Origin of the sequence: Arthrobacter sp. 49Tsu3.1M3 (assembly GCF_900168135.1) — a bacterium.
GTDB lineage: Bacteria > Actinomycetota > Actinomycetes > Actinomycetales > Micrococcaceae > Arthrobacter.
Window position 1 is genome coordinate 46267 of the sequence record NZ_FUZD01000018.1, and the last position, 16557, is coordinate 62823.

Consider the following 16557-nt stretch of genomic DNA (forward strand, 5'->3'; position numbering starts at 1 on the left):
GTGGTTCCCTGTTTCTATTTCTTGGAGATGGTGCGGCTGCGGCCGCGGAACTCGGCGATGAGTTCGCTCTGGTGGGCTGCGGCGGCGCCGGTGGCGGGGTCGGTGGGGAGTTCGCCCGGGACCGTCGCGGTGGGAACCGAGCCGGCGGGTGCCGGCTGCGGCGCCGAAGGCGCGCCCGCGCCGGGATCGGCGGCGTAGATCTGGACGTCGTAGAGGCCGCTGCGCCCGGTGCTGGCGCGGCGGTTGGCGATGGCGGTCAGGACCTGGCCGCGGAAGGCCGGCTTGAGGAAGTTGATGTCGACGCCGGAAGCCACGGTGATGGTGCCGCTGTCGATCCCGGCTTCGCCGGGTTTTCCGCTGGCCGGGTTGCAGGCCAGCGCGAAGGCTGTGTCGCCGAAGGCGAAGATCATTCCGCCGTGGGCCATGCCGAAGCCATTGAGCATTTCCTGGCGGAGCGTCATCCGGATCGTGGCGTGCCCGTCGTCCAGTGCGAGAACCTCGATGCCCATCCATTCGGAGGCATAGTCGTCCTTCAGGATGGGGTGGGTGTCACCGGAAATCGTCAGTTCAGCCATGCCTCGTTGCCTCCAGCTTTATTTACCGAATGTTCATTAGGTAATCCCATCTGGGTGCCCGCTGTCAAGGGGTGTAAGTATGCTGGGACACATGGCCAAAGGAATCTATGTCAGCGCGACCACCCCGGGCTCCGGCAAGTCCCTCGTAGCGCTGGGACTGGCGGACACCCTCCACCGGCACGCGGACCGGATCGGCTTCTTCAAGCCCGTGGTCAACGGCTCCGACCCCGCCTCGGACCCCATGGTGGCCGTCATGAAGTCCCGCTTCGGCCTGGACGACGAGCGCTGCCGGGGCGGCCTGACGTTCGCCGAGGTCCGCAGTCTCCTGGCCGAAGGAAAGCGCGAGGAAATCAACTCCCGGTGCGTCGAAATCTTCGCCGATTTGTCCCAGCACTGCGACGTCGTGATCGTCGAGGGAACCGACCTGACCGGCCAGGACGCCGCTGTCGAGTTCGACCTCAACGCCCGGCTGGCCAATAACCTCGCCGCCCCCGTGGTGGCGGTGGTGGGCGCACGCGGCCTCACCGCACCCGAGGCCGCGGACGCCGTCGAGGTGGCGCGCAAAGAACTCCTCGCGGAGCGCTGCGAGCTCCTGGCAATCATGGTCAACCGTGTCGACCCGGAAGACCTCGAGGCCATTGCCGCCGCCGTGAAGCCCGGCGCGTCCGGCCGTCCCGTCTATGTCTTCCCGGAATTGGACGACATCGCCCGGCCCACCACCGGAGAGGTCGCCTCGGCCCTGGGCCTCGGCCAGGTGGCCGGCCTCCCGGACCTGGAACGCGATGTCCGTTCCATCAAGGTCGCGGCGATGAACGTCGCCAACTTCCTGCACGTGCTCAACGACGGCGCGCTGGTGATCGTCCCCGGCGACCGGGCGGACGTGCTTGTGGCCTGCCTGGCGTCCTCGTTCTCGCCGGAGTTCCCGGTGCCGTCGGCCCTGATCCTCACCGGCGGCCTGGCCCCGGACCCGACCATCTACTCACTCCTGGCGCAGGCGCCCTTCCCGATCTTCGCCGCTCCCGACGACACCTATGTCACCGCCAAACGCGTCTCCGAAGTCCGGAGCGAAATCTGGTCCGGGCACCGTCGGAAGATCGCGTCCGCCCTGGGGCTCTGGGCGCGGCGGGTGGACGAGGCCGAGCTCCTGGAGCGCCTGCACCTGCCCCGGCCGGAACGGATGACCCCGCTGCGGTTCCTGCATGAGCTCATCGGGCGGGCCAGGTCTCAGCGCCGCCACATCGTCCTGCCTGAGGGCAAGGAACTGAGGATCCTGCGCGCCGCCGAGATCCTGCACCGCCGCGACGTCTGCGAACTCACCGTGCTCGGACGCGAGGCCGACGTCCGCGAGGTCGCAGCCACCCATGGCGTCGATCTGACCGGCATCAACATCGTGGATCCCGCCTCGTCCGAACTGCGGGGCGATTTCGCCCGCGAGTACGCGGAACTGCGCGCGCACAAGGGCGTGGACCTGGCCAAGGCCCTCGAGGTGATGCAGGACGAAAGCTACTTCGGCACCATGATGGTCCAGCTGGGCGTGGTGGACGGGATGGTCTCCGGCGCCGCCCACACCACGGCCCACACCATCCGCCCGGCACTGGAATTCGTGAAGACCCGGCCCGGCGTCAAGATCGTCAGCTCGGTGTTCCTCATGCTCATGCCGGACCGGGTCTTGGTGTACGGCGACTGTGCCGTGAATCCTGAACCCAACGTGGAGCAGCTCGCGGACATTGCGCTGGCCTCTGCGGAAACGGCGGTGCAGTTTGGCGTCGAGCCGCGGGTCGCGATGCTCTCCTATTCCACGGGCGGCTCCGGCTCGGGCGGGGCCGTGGACCTGGTCCGGCAGGCCACCGAACTCGTGCGCAGCCGGCGCCCGGACCTCGCGGTGGAGGGGCCCATCCAGTACGACGCCGCCGTCGACGCCGCCATCGCCGCGTCCAAGATGCCCGGCTCGTCCGTGGCAGGGCAGGCAACCGTGTTCATCTTCCCGGACCTGAACACCGGCAACAACACCTACAAGGCCGTGCAGCAGTCCTCGGGGGCGGTCGCCGTCGGGCCGGTCCTGCAGGGCCTGCGCAAGCCGGTCAATGACCTCTCGCGCGGCTGCACGGTGGAGGACATCGTCAACACCGTGGCCATTACGGCCATCCAGGCCCAGTCCGTGGAGCCCGCTACCGAACCGGAACCCGCGGCTGCCCGCGCATAGTCATCTGTTCCGGCTCAGCTGTCCCCGTCAGCTGTTTTCCGTCAGCTGTTCCCGTCAGCTGTTCCCGTCAGCTGTTTTCCGTCAGCTGTTTTCCGGCTTTGCCGGGTTGTCCGGGTCTTCCTCCTTGGCGGGCTCATCGGCCAGGCCCGCCGGCGTGAGATCCAGGTCCTCCAGGTTCTCGGGGGGCTCGGGGGCTTCGCCGACCTCGGCGGACTTGGGGTTTCCTGTGTCGTCCAGGGCCGGGTTCGCGCCGACGATGCCGGTGGGATCCGGTTTACCGGAACCGCTGGCGGGTTCGGTGCCCTCCGGCTGGGTCGCGTCGTCAGTCATGGAAATCCCCTTCGTGAGTTGTGCAGTTGGTCCGCCGACTCTAAGCGCCCGGCCCGGCTTCCGCAACGGACTGGCTTTCGCAACGGATGGGCGCCACTGGCGTTCCGGCAATTTGGTCCGGCAATTTATAGTGGATCCCACGGAGCGCTCGGCCAGGCTCCGGCGTGATGCCAGTCCCGGCGCACCCTCGGGTAGCGTCGAAGCCAAGGCTTAGGAGGCCCCATGCTCGTGCTCGTCATCAACTCCGGCTCGTCCTCGCTCAAGTATCAGGTGCGCGACGTCGAGGCCGGCAGCGTGCTCACCGAAGGCCTGATCGAGAAGATCGGCATGGGTGCCGGCGGTGAGGGCGACGGCCAGATCGAGGGCCCGCGCGATCACGCCGAGGCGCTGGAGCAGGTGGACGCGGCCATCCACGACGCCCTGGGGGACCGCGTACTGGATGCCGTCGGCCACCGCGTGGTGCACGGCGGGGAGCGCTTCGCCGAGCCGGTGCTGGTCAACAACGAGATCACCCGGGCCATTGAACGGCTGAACCCGCTCGCTCCGCTGCACAACCCGGCCAACGTCCTCGGCATCCGCGCGATCTCGAAGAAGTGGCCCGAACTGCCGCAGGTGGCCGTGTTCGACACCGCTTTCCACCGCACCCTGCCCGAGCACGCCTGGCGCTATGCGGTACCGGACGAGCTCTACACGAACCACGGGATCCGCCGCTACGGCTTCCACGGCACCTCGCACGAATACGTTGCGCACCGGGCGGCGGCGCTGCTGGATGTTCCGGTCGAGGAGTTCGACGCCGTGATCGCCCACCTGGGGAACGGCGCCTCGGTCACCGCGATCCGCGGCGGCCAGTCAATCGACACGTCCATGGGATTCACCCCCCTAGAAGGCCAGGTCATGGGCACCCGCTCCGGCGACCTCGACCCGTCCATCCTGGTCTTCCTCGGCCGGAACGGATGGTCACCCGAGGACCTGGATTCGATGCTGAACCGGCAGTCCGGGCTCAAAGGCCTGGCCGGCAACAACGACATGCGCTCCGTGGTGGAGGCCGCGGAAGCCGGCGATGCCAAGGCGGCCATGGCCCTGGCGGTCGCGTCCTACCGGCTCGCGAAGTACATCGGCGGCTACCACGTGGCCGTGGGCGGCGCGAAGGCCCTTGTGTTCACGGCCGGGATCGGCGAGAACTCGCACCAGTTCCGGAACCTGGTGGCGCAGCGGCTCGGTGCCCTCGGCGTCGAACTCGACGCCGGGCTGAACCGGGAGCGGTCCAAGGAACCCCGCGTCATTTCCACCCCGACGTCGGCCCTGCCGGTCTTGGTGGTCCCCACCGACGAGGAACGGGCGATCGCCGAGGCAACGGCCGCCGTCGTCGCCCATGCATCGGTTGCTCCGTAGCCGCCCATTTGGCCGCGCAAAACGGCGCTTCCGCAGCAATGGATGGGTAGCGTTGGGGACATGAATGAACCCAAGCCACTGCCTCCGCTGCCCATCCGCACCGAGCGGCTGGTGCTGCGGCGTTTTGCAGCCGCCGACCTCGATGCCTTCCATGCCTACCACTCGCTCCCGGAAACCGCCCGGTTCCTGCCCCGCGAGGCCAAGAGCTATACCCAGTCGATGGAAACGGTGGGACGGTATGCCAACTTCGAGTTCGAGAAGGAGGGCGACTGGGTGGCCCTGGCCATTGAGGCCCAGGATTCGCCCGGACTCCTCGGCGAGGTGGTGCTGAAATGGCTGGAGGGGTGCGGGCAGGCCGAGATCGGCTGGAGCCTGGCCCCGGAGGCGCGGGGACGGGGCATCGCGAGCGAGGCCGCCCGGGCGCTGCTCAAGCTCGGCTTCGAGGACCTGGGCTTCCACCGCATCGACGCCAAGCTCGATGCCCTGAACACGGCCTCGGCGGCGCTCTGTGAACGGCTCGGCATGCGCCTGGAGTCACGGCAGGTGGACAAATGGCACTACAAGGGAGAATGGGCGACGGAGGTGGTGTACGCCATCCTCGCGGACGAGTGGAAGGCCCGCTGACCGGGCCCGGCGCTTGAACTCGGGCAAGCCCGTCTGGGTTCGTGGAGGGCTGCTCGGCGTGGCAGGCCTTGCCATGGCCCGGACAGATCGGATGGCCCGAATGTTCCTGGTCGGCGGCGGCGCGGTGTACCTGCTTCTGTGGATCTACGGCCTGGTGGTCGGTATATGAGCGCGGGCGCCAACTTTGTTCCGTTCAACTCCGCCGACAACTGGCTGCATCTGTTTCTCGGCGTCGCCATGATGGGACTGGGCCTGTGGCTCGGCAGGGATGCCGTGGAGACGAAGTCCGCGGTGACGAAGGAGGGTGCAGCGTAGCGGCCGACTCAACCAGCGGCCTCAAGCTCAACCACGGGCCTCAAGCGCCGGACGAACCAGGCTCATAGGTCCCGTACGTCGGGAGCCCTGCCGGCTCATAGACAAGAATCGCGAGTCCGCCCGGCGTCGCCTCGTTGCTGACCAGGCGCAGGCCCGCCGGGGCGCCTCCGGCCGGAAACAGTTGCCTGCCGTTGCCCACCACCACAGGGGCGATCACCAGCCTCAGTTCGTCGATCAGCCCCTTGCCCAGCAGCGACTGGGCCAGCTGCGCACTCCCGTGGATCTGCAACTCCCGGCCGGGCTGCCTCTTCAACTCAGCAACCTGAGCGGGGATGTCCCCGGACAGGATGGTCGTCGGCGCCCAACCAGCCTGCGCCAGGCTCTGCGAGGCCACGTACTTCGGCAAACCGTTCATCTTTTCCGAGAACGGATCATCAGGGTCCGTGATTCTCGGCCAGTCCCTCGCAAAGTTGACGTAGGTCCGGCGGCCGAACAGCAACGCATCCGCCTCGCCAAGCCAGTGTGCCGCCTGCTGGATGAATTCCTCGTCAAGGCAGGGGACGAACCAGCCTCCTTGTGAGAAGCCGTCGCTGGTATCCTCCTCGGGCGATCCGGGACCCTGAGCCACGCCGTCCAATGTGAGGAACTCCGTCAGCGTTAGTCTCATCGTGTTGCCTCTCCGTGCGGGGTGTTGGGTGCCGGGCCCGGGGTTGGGTGCCGGGCTGGGCCTGGAAGCACGGCAGGTGGAAGGTGGCACAACAATGGACGAACGGGCCACGGAATTGGTGTACACCATCCCCGCGGATGAATGGAAGGTCCGGCAGCAGGTATCCGGCATCTGAAGGCGCAGCGAAGCCCCAATCTAAGGGAAGCGCCGACCTGACGGGGTAGCGCTCTGGCGGAGTGGCGATCTGGCGAGGCGCCGATTTGACGCAGATGGCCGGAATGAAGTCCTCATTCCGGCCATCTGCGTCAAATCGGGTCCAATCCGGGCCCAGTCCGGACCGGATCCGGGTCCCCGCCTTAGGGCGCCGGCGGTGCGGTGGATGCGGGCGCCGGTGTGACCGTGCCCGGTGCAGGAGCCGCGGGCTGCGTCAGGTCCTGCCCTGCTGGCACCGTGGCGCCGGAGCCCGGGGCGGGACCGGACGACGTCGTACCGCCACTCGGCGCCGTGGCTCCGGTGGCTCCCGTACCCGGGGCCTGCGTGCTGCCGGGGTCGGCACCCGAAGTGGCGCCGGACGTCGCACCGGGCGTGGCGGCGGTACCGGCACCGGGTGTGGCACCAGGCGTGGCGCCCGAGGTGGCGCCGGAGGTTGCGCCAGGCGTGGCGCCCGGCGTCGGGGCTGTGCCGGCGGACCCGGCCGGGGTGGCGCTCGGATCGGCCTTGATGACCGCCATGATCTGTTCCTTGTACGCGCTGAGCCGGCCCTGGATCTCCGAGAGCGGCTGGTTCCGCAGGTCCTTGCCGTAGGCGGCGATCTCCTGCCACAGCGCGTTGAGCCTGGCCGTGCCGTCGCTGCTCAGGGGCCCATTGAGGGTGAGGACCAGTTGGCTGGCCAGGGCGTAGGTCAGGCACCGGATGCAGTTGTAGTTCGCCGACGCCGAGAGGTTTTCGGGGACGATCACATCGGTCTGTCCCACAATCAGGACCACCTGGAAGCCCACCGCCACGGCGGCGCAGTCCGCGCAGCTGGCAAACGCGTACGCCTCGTTCCTGGTGTCCACGGTGTCGCCGTCCACGGCCCAGACCAGGGCGAAGGCGACGTCGTAGACCACGGAACCGTCGGTGGTGTTGACCGCGAGGGACTGGTTGCCGTCGTCGTCCGGAGCAGCTGGCTTGTCGAAGGGGAAGACCCAGGAAGGGGCAACCGGCACCGCCGCAGAGCCGGCCGTGTTGGCCGTTCCCGCCTGCCGGGGCACCAGCACCATGCTCAGCTGCGGGTCCTCGCGTGTGGGCCTTCGGGCGCCCTCCGGCCACAGGGCAACGGTCGTTCCCGACTGGCCCTCCGCCATCCGGCCCGCGGCGGCGGCCGGGAAGACGGCGGTGGTGGCGTCGGCCAGGGTGCCGCGCTCGTAGGGCTGGACCGGGCGGTAGGTGTCAGCGCCGGGCCACCAGGCCCAGGCGAGGCCTGCCGCCACCGCCGCGATCGCAAGGATGGCGGTGGCACGCTGGAGGGCCTTGCCGCGCGTCTTGCGCCACAGCCCGGTGGCCAGCTGGCGGACCAGGCGCAGCAGGATGTAGAAGATGCCCAGCACTGGCAGTGCCAGGCAGGCGATCGCGATCACCCGCACGGCGGCGTCGGCGATGTCCCCGGTGGCGACGCTGTGGGAAAGCATGGCCTGCTGCTTCAGGCCGTTATCCCATGCGGTGCCCAGGACGCGCGGCAGGGTGAGCACCATGGTGGCCATGCTGAACAGCAGCAGGGGGACCGTAACGAGCACCCAGATGGTGACCACGGCCCGCGCCCAGGGCTTCAGGAGCCCGGCTTCGGGATCTGTCTTCCGCCACGGCACCAGGGCCAGCAGCGTGGGTTTGATGCGCTGGAACAGGTCCGGGACGCCGGTAGCGTCGGCCAGGATGTGGTAGCCGTCAAAGCGGACCAGAGGCATCAGCTGCCGGACCATCTGCAGGATCTGGGTGACCACGACCAGCAGCAGTGCGTCGAAACCGGTGGCCCACCAGATGCCCATGATCGCTACGGCCACGATGGCATTGAAGTACAGCCCGCCGAGGTCCGTGCGCAGCCGGCCGCCGCGCCCCAGCCGGTAGGAATCGGTGACGTCGGTATAGAAGGCCGGCCACATCAGGTACAGGCCGGTCCCCATGGCTCCGGGGGTGGCGCCGCCGCGGCGGGCGGCGGCGGCGTGGCCAAACTCATGGAACCCGGCCGAGAGCACCGTGACCACCAGGATCAAAAGCACCAGGCCGGGGTTGGCGAAGGCCTCATGCGTGGCGGATGCCAGCCCCTTGACCATCAGCACCCACCAGCACGTGGCCAGGAAGGCCGCGGTCACGGCCACCACGATCAAGGGGTTGAACAGCGTGGCGAACGGCGCGGTGATCTTCCGGGTGCGGTCCGGATCGGTCACCGAGTACCGGAAACGCATGCCCAGCAGCGGGTTCGATTTCTTCACCGCCGGCTCGGAACCGTCCGCCAGTTGCAGGAGGCCGAGGGGGAGGAGCTGGGAAGTGATCAGGGTGCGGACGTTCTCCGCACTGACGAGCCGTCCGAAACTGTCACTGGCGTGCCCGGCGATTTCTTCCAGGCCCCGCTCGCCGTCGATCGCCTCGAGCACCAGGTACAGCAGCCGGGTGAGCTGGATGGTCTGGCCGTCTGAACGGCGCACGAGGGACGGGGCTTCCTTGTAACCGGATCCCTTCGCCTCGCCGATCAGCTGGACGCCTTTGGCCCGCACGGGAACCGGCTGCAGGCCGACCGCCGCGGACGCCGGGCCGGCGTCGGCGCGTGCACCGGCGCCGGATACGGCTCCGGAGTCGGGCGGTGTGGCGGCGGATGCGGCGCCGCCGGTGGCAGGCAGGGCCGGAGGGCCGTCCTGCCCGGACGGCCCTCCGTGCACGGTGCTCATCTAGGTGCTACTGCTTCAGGTCGGACTGCTGGTCAGCCGACGCCGTGGCGTCGCCATGGATGTCCTGGTTGATGATGGCATCCTGCTGGGCGACGGCGAACGCGTTGCTGTCGATGGAGCCGATGTTGGCGCCGACGGCAGCGTCGATCGGCGCGGCCACGTTGGCGTTGGCGGCCACCGCACCATTGATCGGTGCCGCGATGCCCGCGTTGGCGTCCAGGTTCACATCGACGTTGAGCAGGTTGCCGCTGAGGGCACCCGCGGCGCCGGCGGCGGCTCCCACGTCGGTCGGCAGCGCACCGCCCAGGTCCGGGGCCGTGCCATCCGGCAAGACGCCGGTGGCATCGGCGGGTACCGTGCCGGCGGGTACGGCGCCGCCGAGGTCGGCCGTGGCAGCAGACGTGGCCGGATCCGTGGCGGCAGGGGCGGCAGCAGTCGTGCCGGAATCCGCAGCGGTGCCCTGGTCGATGACACTGTCCTGGGTGGAGTCTGCCGTGGCATCGCCCGTGACGCCCTGGTTGATGATGGTGCCCTGGTCGGCGAGGGCCTGGGATTCGGATCCGACGGAGAGCACGTTAGCCGACGCGCCTGCGTCAATCGGGGCGGCCACGTTGGCGTTGGCCGCGACGCCGAGGTCGATCGGCGCCGCGGCGCTGATCCCCAGGTTCAGGTCGGCGTTCAGGTCCAGGACGGAGGCGACTTCCTTGTCCGGGAGGGCCGTGCCGCCCTGCGCCATCAGCTCATCATCAGTCAACGGGGTCATTCCCTGCTCAACGCTCATAACAAACTCCATCTCCGGCACCCAGTGCCCGGTCAAAGCCCCACGACGCCCCGCCCCCAGCGGACGGGTTCCACGTCGAAGTGCCCATCATGCCAGTAAATAGTAAGCATGATGACCAAATATCGGTAGCGGGCTCCCGGAATAATGCCGGAAAGCCCGTCGACCGGCCGGAAAACGCAGCGATTGTCCGTAACTGCCCCCATGGAGGTCCAAAAGGGCGGCTACGGAGCAATCGATGGGTTCTTACTTCAGTCCGGCTCCGGGCAGCAGTTCCGTGGCGCCGAGGGAATCGGCGACGAACGCGTAGTCCCAGGCCCGTTCGCGCCACTGCACGTAGCGGCCCGAGGCGCCGCCGTGGCCGCCTTCCATCTCGATTTTCAGGACAACGGGTTCGCTGCCGGTGTTCACCTCGCGCAGCCGCTGCACCCACTTGGCCGGCTCCACGTAGAGCACGCGGGTGTCGTTGAAGCTGGTGACCGCGGCGATCTTCGGGTACGCCACGGCACGGACGTTCTCGTAGGGCGTGTACGACTTCATGTACGCATACACGTCCGGGTCGGTGATCGGATTGCCCCATTCCTCCCACTCCAGCGCCGAGAGCGGCAGGTCGGGGTCCAGGATGGTGGTCAACGCGTCCACGAACGGGACGGCGGCAACGATCGCCGCGTACTTTTCCGGCGCCAGGTTGGCGACCGCACCCATGAGCAGGCCGCCGGCGGAGCCGCCCATCGCCGCGATCCGGGCCGGATCCACCCAGCCGGAACCGGCGAGCCAGTCCGTGGCCGCAATGAAGTCGGTGAACGTGTTTTTCTTGTGCAGCTTCTTGCCGTCGTCGTACCAGTGCCGGCCCAGCTCGCCACCGCCACGGATGTGGGCGATCACGAACACGATGCCCCGGTCCAGCAGGGACAGCCGGGGGATCCCGAATCCCGGGTCCATGCTCATTTCGTAGGAGCCGTAGCCGTACACCAGGCCGGCCGCCGTCGAATCCTGCCGGACGGAGGCGTGGCGGAGGACCGAGAGCGGAATCCGGGTCCCGTCGGACGCCACCGCCCATTCCCGGGTGGCGACGTAGTCCGACGGCGTGTAGCCGCCCAGCACCGGGCTCTCCTTGCGCAGCAGGAGTTCACCGGCCGGGAGCTCCGGGGTGGGCAGCACGAAGTCGTAGACCCGCGACGGGGTGAAGTAAGAGGTGTAGCCCATCCGGATCACGGGCGCCTCGTAGTCGGAGCCCGCGACGCCGGCGGTGTACAGCTCTTCGGTGAACGCAGGCTCCACGGCGGCGCCCTGCTCCGGGGTGCCCAGTCCTGCCAGGGGCAGGACCTGGACCCGTTCAATGGTGTCCTTGCGCACGGAGACCACCGCGTGGGTCGAGGTGACGCCGGCGCCGTTGACCCGGACCTGGTCGGAATGGGCGACGACGGTGTCCCAGTGCTGCTCGGCGAGCGGCTTTGCGAGTTCGGCCGGGTCCACCAGCGAGACCATGGAATTGATGGCGTCCTTGTTGTGAGTGAGCAGGATCCGCTCCCGGCCCCGCCCAGAGGGGTCCGCCAGGAGGAACGGCTCGGCCTCGTAGAGAATGCGCTCGTCGCGGGAGATCACGGTGCGCAGGCCGGCGTCGGGGTCATCAAAGCGCAGCAGGCGGGTCTCGCTGAACTCGGAGCAGCCGATGCTGAGCACCAGGTGCCGCCGGTCGGCCGAGAGCTCGAAGCCGAGCCACATGGCGACGTCGTCCTCCTGGTAGATGACCGTATCCTCGCTGACGGGTGTGCCGAGCACGTGGGCCTTGACCTGGTACGGCCGCCACGAATCGTCCACCACGGTATAGAAGATCCGGCTGCCGTCGGGGGAGAAGGAGATGCCGTAGAAGACGTTCTCGATCACATCCGGCAGCAAGTCACCGGTGCGGAGGTCCTTGATGCGCAGGGTGAAGCGCTCGTCGCCGGCGTTGTCCACGGCGTAGGCGTAGAGGGTGCCGTCGATGGTCGTGGCGGCTCCGCCCACGGCGAAGAACGGCTTGCCCTCGGCCTCAAGGTTGCCATCGAGGAGGACTTCCTCGCCGGGGATGACGACGCCGGCCTCCACTGCCGGGGGAGTCCAGTCCGCGACACGGTCCCCGGTGTTCTGGCCGCGCACGCGGCAGTGGATGCCGTACTCCTTGCCCTCGACCGAGCGGGTGAAATACCACCAGCCGTCCTTGCGGTTCGGGACGGAAAGGTCAGTTTCCTGGGTGCGGCCCTTGATTTCCTGGAAAATTGCCTCGCGCAGCGGCTCCTGGTGCGCGGTCACGGACTCCTGGTAGGAGTTTTCCGCCTTGAGCAGGTCCACGACCTCTGCGGACTCCTTGTCCCGGAGCCACTCGTAGTTGTCCTCGAACGCGTCGCCGTGGTGGGTGCGCACCGAGGGAACTTTCCGGGCGACGGGAGGCTGCGGGGACGGCTGGGCGGGAGTCTGGGTCATGGACCCAATCTACCGAAGAGCGACGCCTCAATTGCCGTTCTGCAGATTGTTGGCCGCCACGTAGCCGGGGAGCTTTCCCGAGCGCAGTGCGGCGGAGAGCGCTGCGGTCGCGGCAGGGTCCTGCAGGACAATCGACTGGCCGTCGCGGCTGGTCCCGGTCCCGGCGGTCGGCAGGGTGAAGAACACGCCACGCCCCGGCGGGGTGCTCCGCAGGCCGAAGGCGAGGGTTTCCAGCGACTCCAGGGTGAAGCTTGCGTCCAGGGTCACGTGCGGCAGCACCGTCTTGATGAGTTTGCGGACGGTGCCGCGGTCCGCCAGGCTTCCTTCGGAAGCCAACTTGGCCATCATGGCTTTCAAGAACGTCTGCTGGTTCCGGACCCGCTGGTAATCGCCATCGGCGAACGCATGGCGCTCGCGGACAAAGGCCAGGGCCTGCAGCCCGTTGAGGTGGTTCACGCCCGCCGCAAAGTGCACCTTGTCATCTGCGGTGGCGGTGAATGACTGTTTGATGTTGACGTCGACACCGCCGAGCGCGTCTGTCATGGCCGCAAACCCTTGAAAATCCAGCATCACCGTGTGGTCGATGTGCGCACCCAGCAGCGCCTCCACCGTCCGCGTCATCAGCGGCAGTCCGCCCAGTTCCAGCGCGGCATTCACCTTTGCGGTTCCGTGGCCGGGGATGTCCACCCAAAGATCGCGCATGACCGAGATGCCGTAGACACTCTTCCGGTCCGCCGGGAGGTGGATCAGCACCAGGGCGTCGCCGCGCTGGTCGGAGGTGGCGCCGCGGGCCGCCGCCGCCCGCTCATTCACCCGGCTGTCGCTCCCGATCAGCAGGATGTTGAGGGCGACGGCGGGTGGTTCCGGGGTGGGCGTGGGGGTGGGCGCCGGCGTGGGGCTGGCCGGCGTCGCTGTCGCGGCCGCCGGGGCGGCGGCCGGTGCGGTGGCCCCGGCCGGGCCGGGGCCGCCAGGGCGGGACCCGGGGAGAATGTAGGCCGCGACTGCGACTGCCACCGCGGCGGCGACCGCGAGCAGTGCTCCCAGCAGCAGCATCGTCCGGCGGCGGGCGCCTGCCGCGGCGGGCGGAGGAGGGGGCGGGGACGCCGCGGAAGCCGCTGCTGCTGGCTCCGGAGCGTTCCCCATACGCGGACGCTACCACCGCGCCCGGCCGCGGACTATGGGTCCAAGGGCCTCTCTGGGCGCCTCACCCGGCCGGGCTTAGTTGCCGTTCTCGAACTTGTTCGCCGCTACGTAGTCGCCCAGCGTGTCAGAGGCCATCGCCGCGGAGATTTTTTGGATGGCGTCCGGGTCGGCCAGCACGATCGACTGGCCGTCCGTGGACGTTCCGATGCCCCCGGTCGGCAGGGTGAACATGACGGTGTTCTGCGCCCGGATGTCCTTGAGCTCGAGCCCCAGCCCTGCCACGGCTCCCGAATCAAAGGTCTTGTCGACCGTGACGTACGGCGAGACGGCGCCGACCATGTTGTTGATGGTGAGCGGGTTGCTCAGCGTCTGGCCGGCGGTCGATTTCTTGATGATGGCCCGGAGGAACTCCTGCTGGTTGCGGACCCGCTGGTAGTCGCCGTCGGCGTAGGCGTGGCGTTCGCGCACGAAGGCCAGGGCTTGGGTTCCGTCGAAGGTGTGCTGGCCCGGGGCGAAGGACTGGCCCGGCAGCGCGGTGGAGCTGAACGGCACCTTGATGTTCACAGTTACCCCGCCCAGCGCGTCAGTGAGGCCCTTGAAGCCCTCGAAGTCGATCATCGCCACGTGATCGATGCGCTGGTGGAAGATCGACTCGATGGCCTGCACCATCAGCGGCGTACCGCCAAGGGCCAGCGCCGAGTTGATTTTCGCCTCGCCGTGTCCGGGGATGTCCACCCAGAGGTCGCGCATGATGGACATCGTGTAGATGTTCTTGCGGTCCGCCGGGATGTGCATGAGCATCAGCGTGTCCGCGCGCTGGTTCGTGGGCGCTCCGCCCGCGGCATCAGCTTCGGTGGCGCCGCGGCTGTCGCTGCCCATCACCAGGATATTCATCGCGGTGTTTGTCTTCTGTGGACGCGTGGACTCGTCGGGGAAGGCCTGCTCAATCTTGCTCGTGCCGGAGTCGAAGGTCCGTGCCAGGTTGAAGAGGTATCCGCCAGCCACCACCGCGACGAGCGCCACCACTACGGCGACGGCGATCAGCACCTTGCGGCCCCGGTGTTTTCTCGCGGGCCGCCGTTCCCTGGATCCGGCCGCGGGGACTTGGTCTGCGCTGTCGAAGGGGTGCGTCATGTATTCCTCTTGGTCAGCCGGGACGGTGCCCGGAATCTATCTGTCACTGCTCAGGCTGGCTGCACTCAGGCTTGCTGCGCCGGGGGCCAGATGCCTGGAAGTGGGCCCGGTGGCGGCCTTCTTTACAGTACACGGGGCGTGGCAACAACAGTTCTGGCCCAAGAAGGCACTAGATAACGCGGGGTTTCCCGGATATGAAGCGCACTGTTGCCTGCGTCACACTCCCTGCCTAGGCTGGGGGCGGTCGCAGCGTCGCGGCCAAACCGGTCGCAGCGTCGCGGCCAAAGCAGTAAATGCACGAACAGGGGAATCGTTTGAACCACAAACTCCGGGTTCTTGTCAGGCTCGACCTCGATTGCGGTCAGGCAGAAGTAGCAGCGCAGGGACATGTGACGGCAAGAAGCCTCCAGGCCCTGTACGTGGTGGTCAAACGGGCGAACCACCTGAAAGAAGGACTCCACCTGGTGCTGGATGTCAGCCACGCAGTGGTGGAGCCGGCGGCCCTCGAGCAGTTGCGGGAGTGCTCGGCCTCCCACCACCTGCCCGCCGCCATTGATCCGCTTCAGTCCGAATGCCAGCTCAGCATCGTGGCGCCGGTGGAACCGGTGGCGGCTCCCCGGGCCAGGAGGCTGGCGGCCTAGGTCCGGGCCCTCGAACGAAAACTCCTCCGGGCGTGTCCGGCTAATGCGGCTAATCTCAGCCGTTGTGCCGCTCAGCTGTTGTGCTGCTCAGCCGTTGTGCAACTTAGCCGTTGTGCAACTCGGTGGCGGTGCGCGCGAAACGCAGGATGGTGAGGAGCGCGGGCGCGAGCTCGTACTCCATCTGCCGGTACATTCCCTCGCCGCGTCCGTAGGGATCCACGACGTCGTCATCTGAAGCGTCCTGGGCAACCGTCAGGTGCCGGACCGCGGCGGCCCGGGCAGGCAATTCGCGCCAAAAGCTTCTCAGGTCCACCGCCGGATCCGCCGTGCCATCCCGCTGGGTGCTGCCGCGCTGTTCCAGGACCCTCAGCATGCGCGCGAACTCGCGGATGGTAAACGTGCGCCGGAGCAGGGAGGCATCCATCTGCAGTGCTTCGCCGCGGTGATGTGCGGCCATGGTCAGGACCAGGTCGGTGTCGCGCAGGATCGCCGGCGTCAACTGTCGGGCGGCAAAGCCTTCCGGTGTTCCGCCATAGCTCCGGATGATGTCCGCTGAGCTGGGCTGGACGGGTTGGCCCACCATGGCCCGGGTGCCGGCACTCTCCACCTCGAAGGCGCCGGGTTTCATCCGGTCAAGTCCGGCCTGGAGAAGGCGTTCTGCGACGGGGGAACGGCAGATGTTCCCTGTGCAGACGGTCAGGATCCGAATGGGTGGGGACGACTCCAAGGCTTCCTTTTTCCGGTTCGTGATGCTTAGCGGCGACGTGATCTTCGAGCTTATCCTCCCCCGGGCGCGGGCGCGCGTTTCCCCGCTGGCTGGATGACTGGACGGCTGGATGACTGGACGGCCGGATGACCGGACGGCGCTATTCGGCGGACGGCCGCCGTCGTTGCTGTTTCGTCGCTGCCCGCTGTTCCTTGGCGGCGAGGCGTCGACGGTTCGAGCCGCGGGTGGGCTTGGTTGCCCGGCGGCGGGCAGCCTCGGGGGCAAGACCCTCCGCCACGAGGCCGGCGAGCTTGGCCAGGGCGATCTCGCGGTTGCGCAGCTGGGAGCGCTGCTCGGCGGCGGTCACGGTGATCACTTCGGCGATGAGGCGCCGTTCAAGGCGCGTGGCCAGGACCAGCCGTTGGCCATCCGAGAGCGCCGTCGAGGCCGCGACGTTCCACGAGAGTTCGACGCGGCTGTCCGAGGTATTGACGTGCTGGCCGCCGGGTCCGGACGAGCGCGAGAACCGCCAGCGGAGCTCCGACGCGGGAATGGTGAGCGCGGCCGACACCTCCAGATCCATGCAACCAGCGTTGCACGGATTCCTGTCCTTGACGCATCTCCGGCCTTCCGCATATCCTGAACGAACGGTCGGTAATTATTTA

The 16557-nt window shown here is 68.1% G+C and carries 16 protein-coding genes; 6 read left to right on the plus strand and 10 right to left on the minus strand.

What is annotated here, in order from left to right:
• Positions 1-14: 14 nt before the first annotated feature.
• Positions 15-575: a hotdog fold thioesterase gene (locus B5X90_RS16435; RefSeq protein WP_079554910.1), complete on the minus strand. Its 561-nt coding sequence runs from the start codon at positions 573-575 to the stop codon at positions 15-17.
• Between the two features lie 91 nt (positions 576-666).
• On the opposite strand from B5X90_RS16435, the gene pta reads away from it, so the two are divergent.
• Positions 667-2778, plus strand: a complete 2112-nt coding sequence (gene pta, locus B5X90_RS16440; RefSeq protein WP_079555000.1) for a phosphate acetyltransferase — start codon at positions 667-669, stop codon at positions 2776-2778.
• 81 nt (positions 2779-2859) lie between these two features.
• Here pta and B5X90_RS16445 read toward each other — a convergent pair whose 3' ends face one another.
• Positions 2860-3108: a hypothetical protein gene (locus B5X90_RS16445; RefSeq protein WP_079554913.1), complete on the minus strand. Its 249-nt coding sequence runs from the start codon at positions 3106-3108 to the stop codon at positions 2860-2862.
• A gap of 222 nt (positions 3109-3330) precedes the next feature.
• Here B5X90_RS16445 and B5X90_RS16450 point away from each other — a divergent pair, with 222 nt between their 5' ends.
• The 4 genes from B5X90_RS16450 to B5X90_RS21725 all read left to right on the plus strand — a co-directional run bounded on the left by B5X90_RS16450 (position 3331) and on the right by B5X90_RS21725 (position 5439).
• Positions 3331-4500 (plus strand): acetate kinase, encoded by a 1170-nt coding sequence (locus B5X90_RS16450; RefSeq protein WP_079554915.1) that lies wholly within the window; start codon positions 3331-3333, stop codon positions 4498-4500.
• A 60-nt stretch (positions 4501-4560) separates the two neighbouring features.
• The gene (locus B5X90_RS16455; RefSeq protein WP_079554917.1) at positions 4561-5124 is read left to right on the plus strand and encodes a GNAT family N-acetyltransferase; all 564 of its coding nucleotides are present in this window, start codon (positions 4561-4563) and stop codon (positions 5122-5124) included.
• A gap of 73 nt (positions 5125-5197) precedes the next feature.
• On the plus strand, positions 5198-5293 hold the full coding sequence (locus tag B5X90_RS21720; RefSeq protein ID WP_256860290.1) for a DUF4383 domain-containing protein: 96 nt from the start codon (positions 5198-5200) through the stop codon (positions 5291-5293).
• A complete protein-coding gene (locus B5X90_RS21725; protein ID WP_256860291.1) occupies positions 5290-5439 on the plus strand; it encodes a DUF4383 domain-containing protein in 150 nt (49 codons plus the stop codon). Before B5X90_RS21720 ends, B5X90_RS21725 begins: the two co-directional genes overlap by 4 nt.
• 40 nt (positions 5440-5479) lie before the next feature.
• Here B5X90_RS21725 and B5X90_RS16465 read toward each other — a convergent pair whose 3' ends face one another.
• The 6 genes from B5X90_RS16465 to B5X90_RS16490 all read right to left on the minus strand — a co-directional run bounded on the left by B5X90_RS16465 (position 5480) and on the right by B5X90_RS16490 (position 14545).
• A complete protein-coding gene (locus B5X90_RS16465; protein WP_079554920.1) occupies positions 5480-6106 on the minus strand; it encodes a dihydrofolate reductase family protein in 627 nt (208 codons plus the stop codon).
• Between the two features lie 356 nt (positions 6107-6462).
• The gene (locus B5X90_RS16470) at positions 6463-9027 is read right to left on the minus strand and encodes a hypothetical protein (RefSeq protein WP_079554923.1); all 2565 of its coding nucleotides are present in this window, start codon (positions 9025-9027) and stop codon (positions 6463-6465) included.
• A gap of 7 nt (positions 9028-9034) precedes the next feature.
• On the minus strand, positions 9035-9808 hold the full coding sequence (locus B5X90_RS16475) for a peptidoglycan-binding protein (protein WP_079554926.1): 774 nt from the start codon (positions 9806-9808) through the stop codon (positions 9035-9037).
• Between the two features lie 243 nt (positions 9809-10051).
• Positions 10052-12268: a S9 family peptidase gene (locus B5X90_RS16480; protein WP_079554928.1), complete on the minus strand. Its 2217-nt coding sequence runs from the start codon at positions 12266-12268 to the stop codon at positions 10052-10054.
• 27 nt (positions 12269-12295) lie between these two features.
• Entirely contained in the window at positions 12296-13411 is a 1116-nt protein-coding gene (locus tag B5X90_RS16485; RefSeq protein ID WP_256860292.1) for an LCP family protein, read from the minus strand.
• Between the two features lie 75 nt (positions 13412-13486).
• Positions 13487-14545, minus strand: a complete 1059-nt coding sequence (locus tag B5X90_RS16490) for an LCP family protein (protein WP_079554934.1) — start codon at positions 14543-14545, stop codon at positions 13487-13489.
• Positions 14546-14934: 389 nt separating this feature from the next.
• Between B5X90_RS16490 and B5X90_RS16495 the strand changes: the two genes are divergently transcribed.
• Positions 14935-15186, plus strand: coding sequence for a hypothetical protein (locus tag B5X90_RS16495; RefSeq protein ID WP_306292833.1), 252 nt, complete (start codon positions 14935-14937; stop codon positions 15184-15186).
• Between the two features lie 103 nt (positions 15187-15289).
• On the opposite strand, the gene B5X90_RS16500 is transcribed toward B5X90_RS16495, so the two are convergent.
• Both B5X90_RS16500 and arfB read right to left on the minus strand, forming a co-directional pair.
• A complete protein-coding gene (locus B5X90_RS16500; protein WP_079554939.1) occupies positions 15290-15913 on the minus strand; it encodes an arsenate reductase/protein-tyrosine-phosphatase family protein in 624 nt (207 codons plus the stop codon).
• Positions 15914-16052: 139 nt separating this feature from the next.
• Positions 16053-16475 carry an alternative ribosome rescue aminoacyl-tRNA hydrolase ArfB gene (gene arfB / locus B5X90_RS16505; protein WP_079554941.1) on the minus strand — a complete coding sequence of 141 codons (423 nt, stop codon included), beginning with the start codon at positions 16473-16475 and terminating at the stop codon, positions 16053-16055.
• Positions 16476-16557 lie beyond the last annotated feature (82 nt).